Genomic DNA, 14,234 nt, shown 5'->3' with positions numbered 1-14,234 from the left:
GTCAGCGCAGGATGCCGGCTTCACTGAGGAGGTCACGGAGCCCAGCGCCGTCCTCGGCGCTGACCCACGGTGCGACGTGCTCCGAGTGCGGTTCCTTGCCCGCTCGCCCTCCGGCGAGGACAGCCTCGGCGGGGAGCAGCCGCCGGATGGCGACCCCGGCGACCGATGAGGGGTGCTCGTCCATGAACTCGGAGTAGATCGCCTCGTCATGCTGGCCGTCGTCGCCGATGAGCAGCCACTTCACATCGGGGAACTCGGTCGCCAGGCGGCGGAGGTTGGTGAGCTTGTGCTCGCGGCCGCTGCGGAACCAGCGGTCATGCGTGGGCCCCCAGTCGGTGAGGAGCATGGATCCCGCCGGGAACAGGTGGCGTCCGAGGAACCGGCGCAGCGTCGGTGCGACGTTCCAGGCGCCGGTGGACAGGTACACCATCGGCGCGCCCGGGTGTTCGCGAAGCAGCTGGTCGAGCAGCACCGCCATGCCGGGAACAGGCAGCCGCGCATGCTCATCGACGACGAACGAGTTCCATGCGGCGATGAAGGGGCGGGGGAGTGCCGTCACCATGACGGTGTCGTCGACGTCGGACACGACGCCGAACCGGGTGCCCTCGGCGACGATGAAGGCCGTCGCCTCGACGGGCTCCTGATCTTCGACGGTGATCGTGAACGTCTGCCAGCCCGGGGGCAGGGTCGCATCGATGACGGTGTCGATGACGCCGCCGCGATCGGCGACGACGTGGTGCACGGAGTCGCCGACGTGCACGATGACCTTCGCGAAGCTGACCGGGATGCCGACGAAGCTGCGCCAGCCGCGCACGCTCGCGAGCTCTCCGCTCTTGGTGCGCCGCTGCGGCGGCACGATGAGCACCCGCCCGACCACGCGCACCCAGCCAGGACCGCCGTACCCCGGGAACGGGACCACCGTGGCGCTGCGCCCCCGACGGCGCGCTCGGCCTTCCCGCCACACGTGGAAGCGGTGCTCGAGGCGGGCGAACCAGTGGATCCTGGGGGCCGGGGGTGCTGAGGCCATTGCCTCAGTCTTTCACGTCGGTGATGTCCCCCGTGTTCGTGGTGTCCAGATGACGCGCTTCCAGGCGGGTGAGCAGCTTCTTGCCGAGGACGATCAGCAGCAGGAAGACCGCGATCACTCCGACGAAGATGTACCCGGCGAAGTGCATGCGATCGACGAGCTCGCGGAAGCTCCCCGCGGCCAGCGAGGTGACGCTGACGTACGCGACGGCCCAGAGCAGGCACGCCGGCGCCGTCCAGGCCAGGAAACGGCGGTAGGAGTAGTGGCTCATCCCCACGGTCAGGGGCACGAGGGAGTGCAGCACGGGGAGGAAGCGCGACAGGAAGATCGCGATGCCTCCGCGGCGGGCGAGATACGTCTCCGCTCGCACCCAGTTGTGCTCGCCGATCCTGCGTCCGAGCCACGAGGAGCGGATGTGCGGACCGAGCCAGCGCCCCAGCCAGAAGCCGATGCTCTCGCCGATGAGGGCGCCGACGACGACGGAGCTCACCATGGCCACGCCCTCGAGCGGACTCGCGACGCCCATCGAGGCGATGATCACGACAGTGTCACCCGGCACGATCAGGCCGATGAGGATGCTCGTCTCCAGCATCACGGCGGCTCCCGCGATGAGCGTGCGCGCGACAGGATCGATCGACTGCACGGTGTCGAGAAGCCACAGCAGGAAGGCATCCACGCCACGAGGATACGGGCTCGGCCGGCATTCTAGGCTGAGAAGGTGCCCGAACGCCTGATCACCCGCCCGCTCACGCAGCCCGTGGATCCCGTCACGATCTTCACGACGCTCGCGGCTCGGGCGCACGAGGTGTTCTGGCTCGACGCCGGTGCGGACGCGGCAGAAGGCTGGAGTTTCATCGGAACCGGCACTCCGTCATCCGCACCGACCGATGTGCGCCTCGACGTCGCGCGAGGGCACGATGACGATGTGCGGATCCCGCCGTTCATCGGCGGCTGGGTCGGCTGGTTCGATTACGAGACGGGTGCCGCCGCCGCGGGTGCTCCTGCGGGGGAGTCCGAAGGCGGTGCGTGGATGCGTGTCACGCACGTCGTCGCCGTCGACCATGCATCCGGTGCGGCGTGGGCGATCGCCCGAGAGGACCAGATCGACGAGTGGTGTGCTTCCGTGGCCGCCGCAGCCGACGCACCGTCGCCTCCGGGCCTGCCCGCCGTCGACGCGGGGCTGCTCGCGGAGGCCCGGCACTCGCCAGAAGAGTATGCGGTGCTCATCGAGCGCTGCCGTGCGCTCATCAAGGCGGGCACCGCGTATCAGCTGTGTCTCACCACGCGCTTCACCGTCCCTGGAACGCACGATGCGATCGCGGCCTACCTCCGGCTCCGCATCGCCACGCCTGCGCACCACGGCGGGTTCGTCCGCATCGGATCGCGGTCTCTCCTGAGCGCGAGTCCCGAGCAGTTCCTGCATGCCGCCGGAGGGACCATCCGCACCCGCCCCATCAAGGGCACACGTCCGCGCTCGACCGATGCGACGACGGATGCCGCGCTCGCCGCAGAGCTTCGAGCCGACCCCAAGGAGCGGGCGGAGAACGTGATGATCGTCGACCTCATGCGCAACGATCTGTCGCGCGTCTGCGAGCCAGGATCGATCCGCGTTGACGGCCTCTGGGAGGTGGAGAGCTACCCCGCGGTGCATCAGCTCGTCAGCACGGTGAGCGGCCGCGCAGCCCCCGGCATCCGCGTGGGCGATCTCATCGTTGCCGCGTTCCCCGCCGGAAGCATGACCGGTGCGCCCAAGCTGTCGGCGATGACGCGGCTCCATGAGCTCGAGGGCGGGCCGCGCGGCATCTATGCCGGCTGCTTCGGCTACGTCGGCGAGAACGGCGTGCTCGACCTCGCCATGGTCATCCGGAGCATCGTCGTCGGACCGGATGCCGCGTACGTCGGAGCCGGGGGCGGCATCACCTGGGGTTCCGTCGCGGCATCCGAGGTCGCGGAGGTGGCAATGAAGGCACGCGCCCCGCTCGCCGCCCTCGGCGCCGGAATGCCCACGCGGTGGGCTTCCGATATCCTGAACTGACCCCGTTTTTCCTTTCGAGATTGGTCGTGCGTTCGTTGTCTGAGAACCTGTCCACCGCTCCCGTCGCCGAGGAGAGCTCGGCGCACGCCATCCAGGCCAAGTGGCAGAAGTACTGGGCGGAGAACGGCACGTTCCTCACGGGCGGCGACGAAGACACCCGCCCTCGTCGATACGTGCTGGCGATGTTCCCGTACCCGTCCGGCGACCTCCACATGGGGCACGCGGAGAACTACCTCTACTCCGACATCGTCGCGCGCTTCTGGCGCCACCGCGGACACAACGTGCTCAACCCCATCGGCTGGGACTCCTTCGGCCTGCCTGCCGAGAACGCGGCGATCCGCCGCGGGGCCGACCCGAAGGAGTGGACTTACCAGAACATCGCGCAGCAGAAGGCCGGGTTCGAGGCGTACGGCGTCTCGTTCGACTGGAGCCGGGTGCTGCACACCTCCGACCCCGAGTACTACCGGTGGAACCAGTGGCTGTTCCTGAAGCTCTACGAGCGGGGGCTGGCGTACCGCAAGAAGAGCCCGGTGAACTGGTGCCCCAACGACCAGACGGTCCTGGCGAACGAGCAGGTCGTCGACGGGCGCTGCGAGCGGTGCGGGGCCGAAGTCGTCAAGAAGAAGCTCACCCAGTGGTACTTCCGCATCACCGATTACGCCGACCGCCTGCTCGACGACCTGAACCAGCTGGAGGGCTTCTGGCCGTCGAAGGTGCTGCAGATGCAGCGCAACTGGATCGGCCGCTCGGTCGGTGCCGACGTCGATTTCCGCATCGAGGGACGCGACGAGCCGGTGACGGTGTTCACGACGCGCCCTGACACGCTGCACGGCGCCACGTTCTTCGTGGTCGCACCCGACGGCGACCTCGCCGCCGAGCTGGCTGCCGAGGCTCCCGCCGACGTGCGCGAGCGCTTCGAGGCGTACCTGAGCGAGGTGCAGAAGAGCTCCGACATCGATCGCCAGTCCACGGACCGCCCGAAGACGGGTGTGTTCCTGGAGCGCTACGCGATCAACCCGGTCAACGGTGAGAAGCTGCCGATCTGGGCGGCGGACTACGTGCTGGCCGACTATGGGCACGGTGCCGTCATGGCTGTGCCCGCGCACGACCAGCGCGACCTCGACTTCGCCCGCGAGTTCGGCCTGCCCATCAAGGTCGTGGTGGACACCACGGCTCCGATCACGGGCGCCATGCCGGTGATCGAGGTCGACGACGAGGGCGTCCCCATCGACACGGGCGCACCCACGCTCGACGAGCAGCACCCGTCGGTCACGGGCGTCGCGCTGTCGGGTGAGGGGCGCATGATCAACTCGGGCGACCTGAACGGTCTGTCCAAGCGCAACGCGATCGCGCGCGCGATCGAGCAGCTCGAGGCCAGCGGAACGGGCCGCGCGGCCAAGAACTACCGCCTGCGCGACTGGCTGATCTCGCGACAGCGCTTCTGGGGGACTCCGATCCCGATGCTGCACGCCGAGGATGGCCGCATCATCCCGGTTCCCGAGGACCAGCTGCCTGTGCGGCTGCCCAGCGTCGAGGGTCTCGACCTGTCGCCGAAGGGGACCTCGCCGCTCGGGGCGGCGGAGAACTGGGTGCGCACGATCGACCCGGAGACCGGCGACCCGGTGCTGCGCGACCCCGACACGATGGACACGTTCGTGGACAGCTCCTGGTACTTCTTGCGCTTCCTGTCACCGCAGAGCGAGACGGTGGCTTTCGACCCCGCGCAGGCCGCACGGTGGGCGCCCGTCGACTCGTACATCGGCGGCGTCGAGCACGCGATCCTGCACCTTCTGTACGCGCGCTTCATCACCAAGGTGCTGTTCGACATGGGGCTCATCGACTTCACCGAGCCGTTCTCGAACCTCATCAACCAGGGCATGGTCATCCTCAACGGCAACAAGATGTCGAAGAGCAAGGGCAACCTGGTGCTCTTCCAGGAGGAGCTCGAGGCGCACGGAGCCGACGCGCTGCGCGTCGGCCTGGCGTTCGCCGGCCCGGTGGAGGACGACAAGGACTGGGCTGACGTCTCGATGACAGGGGCGCAGAAGTTCCTCGCTCGCGCCCTGCGCATCGCGGGCGAGGTGTCGAGCCCCGTCGACGTGCTGTTCGACCGCGGTGACGCCGCACTGCGCCGCGCCACGCATCGGCTGCTGGCCGAGGCCCCTGGTCTGGTCGAGCAGACGAAGTTCAACGTGCTGGTCGCGCGTCTGATGGAACTCGTGAACCAGGTGCGCAAGACCATCGACGGCCCCGCAGGTGCGGGAGACCCCGCCGTACGCGAGGCTGCGGAGACGGTTGCCGTCATGCTGGACCTGGTAGCACCGCACACGGCGGAGGAGATGTGGGAGCTGCTCGGGCACGAGCCTTCCGTCGGCCTGGTCCCGTGGCGTTCGGCTGATCCTGCTCTGCTCGTCGAGGACACCGTGACGGCGGTCGTGCAGATCGGCGGGAAGGTTCGGGCCCAGCTCGAGGTTCCTGCCCGCATCGGCGAAGAGGAGCTGGAGGCCCTCGCCCGGGCGGACGAACGAGTGATCCGCTCGATCGGCGACCGTGAGATCGTCAAGGTCGTCGTCCGCGCGCCGAAGATCGTGAGCATCGTCGTCAAGTGACTGGCCCTGCACCGTCCGGGGACACGCACGAGTTGTCCCCGGACGGTGCGGATCGGACGTCCGGGCACCTCGTGATGCGCCTAACGTGGCGGGATGCCCGACCCGAATCCACCTGACGCCGCAGGCCGGCGCGTGCGGCTGAGCATCGGTGCTGCCGTCGTGCTGGGTCTCGTCGTGCTGTCGCTGGCCGTGGGACTGGGCATCCTGCGCGGACAGAGCGCTCCCCGTGAGGTCGTCGCACGCGCGACGTCGTCGGCCGAGGAGGTCTCGGCGGGCGAACTGTATGTGCATGTGCTGGGGGCGGTATCGAAGCCCGGACTCTATGTGCTCCGATCCCAAGCGCGGCTTGTCGATGCGGTCGCCGCAGCCGGCGGCACGACCGAAGACGCCGATCTGACCGCAGTCAACCTCGCACGTCCGCTGAGCGACGGGGAGCAGATCGTCGTGCCTGCAGTGGGGGACCAGGTCGCGCCCGACGCACCGGCGGCCCCTGGAGGTGATGGTCGTATCGACCTCAACACGGCAGACCAGGCGGCGCTCGAGAGCCTCCCTCGCATCGGACCCGCGCTCGCGGAGCGCATCATCGCATGGCGAGAGGAGAACGGCAGGTTCCGCTCCGTCGACGATCTGCTCGCCGTTCCCGGCATCGGGGAGAAGCTGCTCGACGGACTCCGCGACGGTGTGCGGGTGTGAGGCACGATCTGCGGATGCTCGTCGTGGCCGGGACCGCCTGGTCTGCGGCCTTGCCCTGTGTGCTCGCCCCGGAGGGCGCGTGGTGGGTCGCTGCTGCATGCGTCCTGTGCGCCGTGACGATGACGCTCGGTCTGGTGCGCCGGCAGCACGTGAGCCAGACGCGACCGCGAGGCGCCGTACTCGTCATCGCTCTGGTCGTCGGCGCGGCGGTCGCCACGGCGGTGGCCGTCGCGCAGCCCGGGCGTTCCGCTGCCGCGCGCTGGGACGGGCGTGCGGTCGAGGCGCTCGGCACCGTATCCTCATCGGCCGCTGTCGGGGACGACGGCCGGTTGTGGATGCAGGTGCAGCTCAGCGCCCTGGGGTCGCCCGGGCGGACCGAGCCGGTCGACGCCGCGGCGCGGGTCGGTGTCGAACCAGGCGAAGGGTACGACCTCGGGGCGGTCATCCGCGTGACCGGCGAGGCCGCGGTGACGGATCCGGGCGAACAGGCCGCACTGGTCGTCTTCGCGACGACGAGCGATTCCGTGCGGCCGGCGGAGGGGGTGTTCGCGATCGCCGCGCATGCGAAGTCCGATCTCGTCGCGCGCTCGCTGAGACTCCCCGAGCCGGGCGCGGGTCTTCTCCCCGGCCTCGCCGTCGGGGATACCCGCGCCGTGTCGTCGGAGCTCGACGACGACATGCGGGCGAGCGGACTCAGCCATCTCACGGCAGTATCCGGGGCGAACTGTGCCATCGTCGTCGGAGCGGCATTCGGTGTGACGGCATGGTGCGGGGGAGGGCGCCGCATGCGCATCGTGATGGCGGCGCTGGCACTCGGCGGCTTCGTCATCCTCGTCACCCCGGAACCGAGCGTCGTCAGAGCCGCGGTGATGGCGTCGGCCGCGATGGGCAGCATCCTCCTCGGGCGGCCGAGCGCCGGTGCCGGCCTGCTCGCTCTCAGCGCCGCGGGAATCCTCGTCTTCGACCCGTGGATGGCGACATCGGCGGGATTCGCCCTCTCGGTCGTGGCCTCCGGTGCTCTCATCCTGCTGGCGAGGCCCCTGGCGCGCGGGCTGGAGCGATGGATGCCTCGAACGCTGGCGCTGGCGCTCGGGGTGCCCCTCTCCGCTCAACTCGCATGCGGCCCGGTCATAGCGCTGTTCGCCGAGCAGCAGTCGCTGATCGGCGTCGCGGCGAACATGATCGCCGACCCTGCCGCACCGCTCGCCACCGTGATCGGTCTCCTCGCCTGCCTCGCAGGACCGGCTCCTCCCATCGCTGACGTGCTCACGGCAGCGGCGTGGCTGCCCGCGGCCTGGATCGCGACCACGGCATACGTCGCGGCCGATGTGCCGTGGGGGCAGATCGCCGTGGTGTCGGGTCTGTCCAGCGCACTCGTCGTCGCCCTCGTGAGCGCGGCGGTCGCCGTGGTCCTGCTCCCTGGCATGTCCCGCGATCGCACCGCCTCACACCGTTGGTGGCGGGCGGCGCGGGCCGCGGCGGCGATCCTTCTCGTCTCGATCGGGGCCATCGGTGCGGCGCAGCTGCTGCTCTCCGGCCCGCTCGCCACCGCAGCGACTCCCGAAGGCTGGTCTGTGGCGGCGTGCGACGTGGGGCAGGGCGACGCGCTGGTCGTGCGCTCCTCCGGATACATCGCTCTGATCGACACAGGACCTGATCCCGCAGCTCTGTCGTCGTGCCTCCGATCGCTCGGGGTCGGACGCATCTCGCTTCTCGTCCTCACGCATTTCGACCTGGACCACGCCGGTGGGGTCTCTTCCGTGATCGGCGCGGTCGACCGCGTCCTGCATGGGCCACCGGCCGATGCGGACGACCGCAGGACCATCGACGAGCTGGTGCGCGGGGGAGCGGCGGCAGCGCAGGCGGCGACGGGGATGCAGGGCACGCTCGGCGACGCACGGTGGCGGATCCTGTGGCCTGCACGCTCGTCTGCCGCGTTCCCGTCGGGCAACGACGCGAGCGTGGTGATCGAGTTCGAGGGTGGCGGCGTGCCGCGGTCCCTGTTCCTCGGTGACCTCTCCGCGGCACCGCAGTGCGCCCTCGCGCGTGCCGTCCACCTGAGCGGAGGATACGACGTCGTCAAGGTGGCACATCACGGCAGCGCCGACCAGGACCCGGATCTGTATCGGATGCTGCGCCCTTCGGTGGCCCTGATCAGCGTGGGCGAGGGCAACGATTACGGCCACCCCCGTGCCGACACGCTGGCCCTTCTCGAAGCGGTAGGCGCTCACATCGTGCGCACCGACCTTTCTGGGAGGGTCCTGCTCGGCGTCCGAGACGGCGATGTCGAGGTCTGGTCGGAGGAGAGCGTCGGAGCCCCCGGGTAGGCTGGTGTCATGGCAGCTCCGCGTTCCTCCGCTCGTGGCGGCGCGAAGCCCGCGAAGATCCCGCAGGTATCGTGGCGCGAGCCCCGACCGGCGCCCGTCGTCTTGGTGTCGGGCCCCGAGGAGGTCTGTGCGGAGCGGGCGATCGCCGGGGTTCGCGACTATCTTCGTGCCGAAGACCCTGCACTCGAGGTGAGCGACGTGCGTGCCGACGACTACGCCCCGGGCACTCTGCTCTCGCTGACGTCTCCCTCGCTGTTCGGCGAGCCGCGGCTCGTGCGGGTGTCGGGGGTCGAGAAGTGTTCCGATGCCTTCCTCCAGGAGGCCGTCGCGTACCTCGAGCATCCTCAGGAGGGCGCGACGGTCATCCTCAGGCACACCGGTGCGACCGTGCGCGGCAAGAAGCTCCTCGACGCCATACGCGCCGGTACCGGCGAAGGGATCGAGATCCCCTGTCCCGCCGTGAAGCGCGACAGCGATCGTGCTGACTTCGCTGCGGGGGAGTTCGCGGCCGCGAAGAAGCGCATCGCGCCGTCGGCCCTGCGTGCGCTCGTCTCGGCATTCGCCGACGATCTCACCGAACTCGCCGCGGCGTGCCAGCAGCTCATCGCCGACGTCGAGGGCGACATCACCGACGACGTCGTCACCAAGTACTACGGCGGCCGTGTCGAGGTGTCCGCCTTCGTCGTCGCCGACACCGCGATCGCCGGCCGCTACGGAGAGGCGCTCGTCGCCCTGCGGCACGCGCTCGCCTCGGGGGCGGACCCCGTGCCGATGGTCGCGGCGTTCGCGATGAAGCTGCGCACCATGGCTCGGGTGGCAGGCAACCGCGAACCCAGTCGCCAGCTCGCCCAGCGGCTCGGGATGAAGGACTGGCAGGTGGATCGGGCTCGCCGCGACCTCGCAGGCTGGAACGAGCGCTCCCTCGGAATGGCGATCCAGGCCACGGCCCGAGCGGATGCCGAGGTCAAGGGCGCGGCGCGTGATCCGATCTTCGCGCTCGAGCGCATGGTCACGGTGATCGCGACGCGCGAGCCGTTCGGCGCGTGATCGTCGGTTGAACGTCCGCGCCGCCGAGTCGGCCGGTCTGCGGGACCCACGTCTGTCGACGCGGGGAAGGGCTGTTCAGGGTACGAAAAAGACCCGCCCCGCATGCGGGACGGGCCTTCTCGCGTTGGCTCAGAGAGCGGCGACCTTCTTGGCGATGGCCGACTTGCGGTTCGCCGCCTGGTTCTTGTGCACGACGCCCTTGCTGACGGCCTTGTCGAGCTTGACGGATGCCTTCTTGAGGGCGGCCTCGGCAGCAGCCTTGTCGCCGGCGGCGACGGCCTCGCGGGTCTGGCGGACGAGGGTCTTGAGCTCGCTCTTCACGGCCTTGTTGCGCTCGTGAGCCTTCTCGTTGGTCTTGTTGCGCTTGATCTGCGACTTGATGTTTGCCACGTGTGGACGCTTTCTGTACAGGAGTTACTCGGAGTGCCGGCGGAAGAAGAGGGCTACCGCGCGGCGGTCGTGAGGGAAGAACCCACACGCAAGCCAAGAAAAGAGTCTACCAGCATCCGACGCGTTCACCCTAAACGTCGCCGCACCCGCGATACTCCATCGCGCGGATGGTGAAACCGGGTGCAGAATCGTCCTATCTCGACACCGACGTCAAGGATCCTCCATGAACGCTGCCTTCCTTCGCGGCATCCGCTTCCCGGCCTCGGCATGCGCCATCCTGAGGGGCGGCCTCTGCAGGCTCGGCGCTCCCGCGGATTCGGCCCGGCTTCCGAATGCCGCACGACGAGCCCGAACCGTGGGGGAGACGCCCCGATGAGCACACCGATCAGGGCGGGGGCGCGGTGGCTGACGCCGTTCACGGTCGCTTGGCTCGCGATCTGGACCGTGCAGCTCACCCCTGTGCAGCTTCTGCTTCCGCTGCAGCTCGATGCCGCGGAGGACGACTGGATCGCTGGTGTGGTCTCATCCGGTCTCGTACTCGGCGTCGGCGGGCTGGCGGGCATCATCGCCGGACCCGTTGCAGGTGCGCTGTCCGACCGTGCACCGGCAGGACGCCGCAGGCGCAGGCCGTGGGCATTGGCCGGAGCCTGGTTGACGGCGCTGTGCCTGCTGGCCACCGGTGTCTCGTCCGGGCCCTGGGCCGTGGGAGCGGCCTGGACCGGCGTCTCGGTGGGCGTCGCGGTCGCTTCCGCCGCGTTCACCGCGATGATCGCCGACCAGCTCCCGCCGACGCAGCGAGGAGCGGCGTCAGCGGCCATCGGGTCGAGTCAGGCGGTCGGCGTCGTCGTCGGGGTCGGTCTCGTGGTCCTGCTCGGCCTCGACGTCATACAGGGCTACCTGCTCCTCGCCGGGGCGATCGCCGTGATCGGAACCGGTGCGGCGGTGCTCCTTCCCGACCCGCCGGCCGCCGAACGGCAGCGCCCTGGCGCATCGAGAGACGCCCGAGCGATCTCGCTGCGCGACCGGGACTTCGCGTGGATGCTCGCGGGACGTCTCGTCACCAACATCGGGAACGCGCTGGGTACGGCGCTCTTCCTGTTCTTCCTTCTGCACGGTCTCGGGCAGTCCACGACCGAGGCGCAGGACAACCTGCTGCTGCTCATCGTCGTGTACACGGTGTTCGTCGTCATCGCCTCCGTCGTCACCGGCATCGTCTCCGACCGCACCGGCAACCGTCGCGGCCTGACCGTGCTGGCGGCCGTCGTACAGGCGGCATCCGGCGTGGTGATCGCGATCTCGCCCGCGCTCGAGACCACGTTGATCGCGGCGGCGCTCATGGGTCTCGGCTATGGCGCGTTCTCAACCGTGGGACTGGCGTTCGCGGCCGATCTGCTCCCGCACGAGCAGGACCACGCGCGCGACCTCGGCATCGTGAACGTCACCGCAGCACTCGGCCAGCTCATCGGACCCGTGCTCGGAGCCGGCCTGGTCGCACTCGTCGGCGGATTCTGGCTCGATTTCGCCGCCGCGGCCGTCCTCTCCCTCGCCGGAGCTCTTCTCACGGCGATGGCGCGGGGGAGTCGCCGCTCTCCAGCGTCGCGATCGCCAGCTGCAGCACGGCGTTGAAGACCGTCGGCCGCATGGCGGTGACGAGGTGCGTGGTGCGGGGGACCACGATGAGCTCCGCGTGCGGGGCGAGCCTCCGGAACAACGACTCGTTCACGCGCAGCTGATCGTACTGACCGTTCACGAACCACAAAGGCACGCGGATGCGAGCGACGGCGGTCGCGAGGTCGAGCCCCGAGAGGCTTCCGAGGGCGATGTCCTGCGTGTCGAGCGCGTACCCTCCCGCAGCGAAGTCGCCTCGGTTCTCGAGGGGGATCGTCGCGGCGAGGATGCGCTCTGTGAGCCACTGACCGCGGTCGGGCAGGGAGTCGACTGCGCGGGCCAGCATCCGGTAGGCCCTGAGCGCCGCTCCGCGCGGGAGTGCCGTGCACGAGGCGGCGATGAGGCCGGCGACCGGCGGCGTCTCGGCGCCTCCTGTGTACGCGAGCGAGAGCAACCCGCCCATCGAGTGGCCGACGAGGAGCACAGGTCCGGCATCGGCAGCGGCCCGGACGGCGGCGTCGATGGTGTGCAGCGCCTCGTGGAGCGTGAAGTCCTCGTCCATCCGCGTGCCGTGACCGGGCAGATCGACGGCCGTGGCCTGCACGCCCCGCTCGGCGAGGAACGCCAGCTGCGGTCGCCACATCGTGGCGGACGTGCGGATGCCGTGCACGAGCACGATCTGGACGTTCACATCAGCCAGCATAGGAAGGCGGGGCCGGTGGACGAACCACCGACCCCGCCTCAGACACGACGTGTCTCGGGATTACTTCTCCCAGCCGAGGTCCTCGACGGGGGTGACACCGAAGAGGTCGAGACCCACGTAGGGCTCCGGCGTGAGGTTCGCGAGACCCTCCTGGACCACGTAGATCGACGGGCCGTTGTAGAGCGGGATGACGCCCCAGGTCTCCTCGATGATCTTCGACTCGGCCTTCATGGCAGCGTCGGTCCAGCTCTTCGAGTCCTTCTGCGACTCGACGTCATCGGCGATCATCTTGTCGATCTCCGGCGTGCCGGTGCCCGACAGGTTCAGGCTGCTGTCCGAGCAGTAGAGCTGGCACATCCAGGCCGGTCCGAACGGGTCGGAGTCGGTGAAGCGGAGGCTGAAGATGTCCCAGTTCTTCGACGTGAAGTCGTTCGAGAAGTCGTTCGACGAACGCACCTCGATCTTCAGGTCGATGCCGAGCTCCTTCTCCTGAGCCTGCAGCGACTTGGCCAGGGCCTCCTGGACCGGGCTGTTGCTGAAGATCGGGTAGACGACCGAGAACTTCACGCCGTCCTTCTCGCGGATGCCGTCGGAGCCGACCTTCCAGCCGGCCTCGTCGAGGAGCTTCTTCGCCTCGTCCACGTCGTACTTCAGGCCGGCCTCGGCGAACGCGTCGACGTAGCCGTCCTGGAACGAGTACATGTTGAGGGAGCCCGCCGGCTCCTCCTTGTAGCCGAGGCCGTTCCACGCGATCTGCTTCTGCTGGTCGATGTTGACGCCCATGAAGAAGGCCTTGCGGACGTTGAGGTCCTCGAACTGCGGCTTGTCCGCGTCGACCATGAGCACGGTCTTGGCGGTCTGCTGTGCGCGACGCACGACGGCGCCGTCCACGTCCTCGACCTGCTTGAGGCGGTCCTCGCTACCAGCCTCGACCTGGTCGATCTCACCGTTCTTGAACGCGTTGATCGCCGCGTCGTCCTCGAGGGCCTGGAAGGTCACCTTGTCGAGGAGCGGAGCGTTGCCCCACCACTCGGGGTTCGGCTTGAACGAGACGAAGCCGCTGTTGGCGTCGAACTCGTCGACGGTGTAGGGGCCGGCACCCCACTCGGCGTGGAGGTTGCCGATGTAGGCGTTGTTGAACGTGTCGGCGTCAGCGTGCTTCGGGTTCAGCACACCGCCGGTGAGGAACGCCATGGACGGCCAGGCGTAGATGCCGTCGAACGTGACGACGGCGGTCTTGGCGGTGTCGCCCTGCTCGACGGACTTGATCTGCTTGTAGCCGTCGGTCGCGTTCGGGTTGAAGCCCTCTTCGGTCGAGCGGTTGGCCTTCCACGTGGCGTCGATGGCGGTCCAGTCCATGTCGGTGCCGTCGTTGAAGTGCGCCTTGTCGGTGAAGGTGAAGGTGACGGTGGTGTTGCCGTCCTTCTCGCCGATCTCGTACTTGTCGAGGTACGCGTCGTTCTTGTAGACCTCGCCCTCCGGCGAGACCAGGAGGATCTGGGGCATGAAGTAGTACCACAGACGTGCGGTGTCGGCGCTGGCGTCGCTGTTGAAGGCGTTCAGCTGCTCCGGGATCTCGTTGATCTCGAAGTGGACCTCGCCGCCCTCCTTGAGGTTCTCACGCGGCTGGGGGTTGTAGTCGGCCGCCTTGGTCTCGACCGTCTCGCCGCCGCCGTTGTCCCCGCCACCGGTGTTCCCGGAACCGCTCGCGCAACCCGCGAGGGCGAGGGCGAGGACGCCGCTGATCGCGACCGCCCCCGCCAGCTTCTTGTGCTTCATGGTGCTCCTTTCGCCT

11 protein-coding genes are annotated in these 14,234 nt (G+C 69.0%); 6 read left to right on the top strand and 5 right to left on the bottom strand.

Annotated features, from left to right (window positions below):
- Position 1: 1 nt before the first annotated feature.
- On the bottom strand, positions 2-1,027 hold the full coding sequence (locus tag AB663_RS13685; RefSeq protein ID WP_067200274.1) for an App1 family protein: 1,026 nt from the start codon (positions 1,025-1,027) through the stop codon (positions 2-4).
- Positions 1,028-1,031: 4 nt separating this feature from the next.
- Positions 1,032-1,703: a DedA family protein gene (locus AB663_RS13680; RefSeq protein WP_067200270.1), complete on the bottom strand. Its 672-nt coding sequence runs from the start codon at positions 1,701-1,703 to the stop codon at positions 1,032-1,034.
- Positions 1,704-1,745: 42 nt separating this feature from the next.
- Here AB663_RS13680 and AB663_RS13675 point away from each other — a divergent pair, with 42 nt between their 5' ends.
- The 5 genes from AB663_RS13675 (at position 1,746) to holA (ending at position 9,738) form a co-directional block, all read left to right on the top strand.
- Positions 1,746-3,062: an anthranilate synthase component I family protein gene (locus AB663_RS13675; RefSeq protein WP_067200267.1), complete on the top strand. Its 1,317-nt coding sequence runs from the start codon at positions 1,746-1,748 to the stop codon at positions 3,060-3,062.
- Positions 3,063-3,088: 26 nt separating this feature from the next.
- The gene (gene leuS / locus AB663_RS13670) at positions 3,089-5,671 is read left to right on the top strand and encodes a leucine--tRNA ligase (RefSeq protein ID WP_198147873.1); all 2,583 of its coding nucleotides are present in this window, start codon (positions 3,089-3,091) and stop codon (positions 5,669-5,671) included.
- 93 nt (positions 5,672-5,764) lie between these two features.
- The gene (locus tag AB663_RS13665; RefSeq protein ID WP_067200264.1) at positions 5,765-6,364 is read left to right on the top strand and encodes a ComEA family DNA-binding protein; all 600 of its coding nucleotides are present in this window, start codon (positions 5,765-5,767) and stop codon (positions 6,362-6,364) included.
- A gap of 14 nt (positions 6,365-6,378) precedes the next feature.
- Positions 6,379-8,691 carry a ComEC/Rec2 family competence protein gene (locus tag AB663_RS13660; protein WP_067200260.1) on the top strand — a complete coding sequence of 771 codons (2,313 nt, stop codon included), beginning with the start codon at positions 6,379-6,381 and terminating at the stop codon, positions 8,689-8,691.
- A gap of 9 nt (positions 8,692-8,700) precedes the next feature.
- Positions 8,701-9,738 (top strand): DNA polymerase III subunit delta, encoded by a 1,038-nt coding sequence (holA, locus tag AB663_RS13655; RefSeq protein ID WP_067200258.1) that lies wholly within the window; start codon positions 8,701-8,703, stop codon positions 9,736-9,738.
- Positions 9,739-9,867: 129 nt separating this feature from the next.
- Here the strand turns inward: holA and rpsT are convergent, their stop codons facing one another.
- Positions 9,868-10,128 carry a 30S ribosomal protein S20 gene (gene rpsT / locus AB663_RS13650; RefSeq protein WP_067200254.1) on the bottom strand — a complete coding sequence of 87 codons (261 nt, stop codon included), beginning with the start codon at positions 10,126-10,128 and terminating at the stop codon, positions 9,868-9,870.
- 372 nt (positions 10,129-10,500) lie between these two features.
- Between rpsT and AB663_RS13645 the strand changes: the two genes are divergently transcribed.
- Positions 10,501-11,754, top strand: coding sequence for an MFS transporter (locus tag AB663_RS13645; RefSeq protein WP_067200251.1), 1,254 nt, complete (start codon positions 10,501-10,503; stop codon positions 11,752-11,754).
- Here the strand turns inward: AB663_RS13645 and AB663_RS13640 are convergent.
- Complete coding sequence (locus AB663_RS13640; protein WP_157541095.1) at positions 11,687-12,427, bottom strand: alpha/beta fold hydrolase; 741 nt, start codon at positions 12,425-12,427, stop codon at positions 11,687-11,689. The two genes, AB663_RS13645 and AB663_RS13640, sit on opposite strands and share 68 nt — an antisense overlap.
- Positions 12,428-12,499: 72 nt before the next feature.
- Positions 12,500-14,218: an ABC transporter family substrate-binding protein gene (locus tag AB663_RS13635; protein WP_067200245.1), complete on the bottom strand. Its 1,719-nt coding sequence runs from the start codon at positions 14,216-14,218 to the stop codon at positions 12,500-12,502.
- Positions 14,219-14,234 lie beyond the last annotated feature (16 nt).

This window comes from Microbacterium sp. XT11 (assembly GCF_001513675.1).
Lineage (GTDB): Bacteria > Actinomycetota > Actinomycetes > Actinomycetales > Microbacteriaceae > Microbacterium.
The sequence above is the reverse complement of the archived record's forward strand: the minus strand, read 5'-3'. Positions and strand labels throughout refer to the sequence as shown.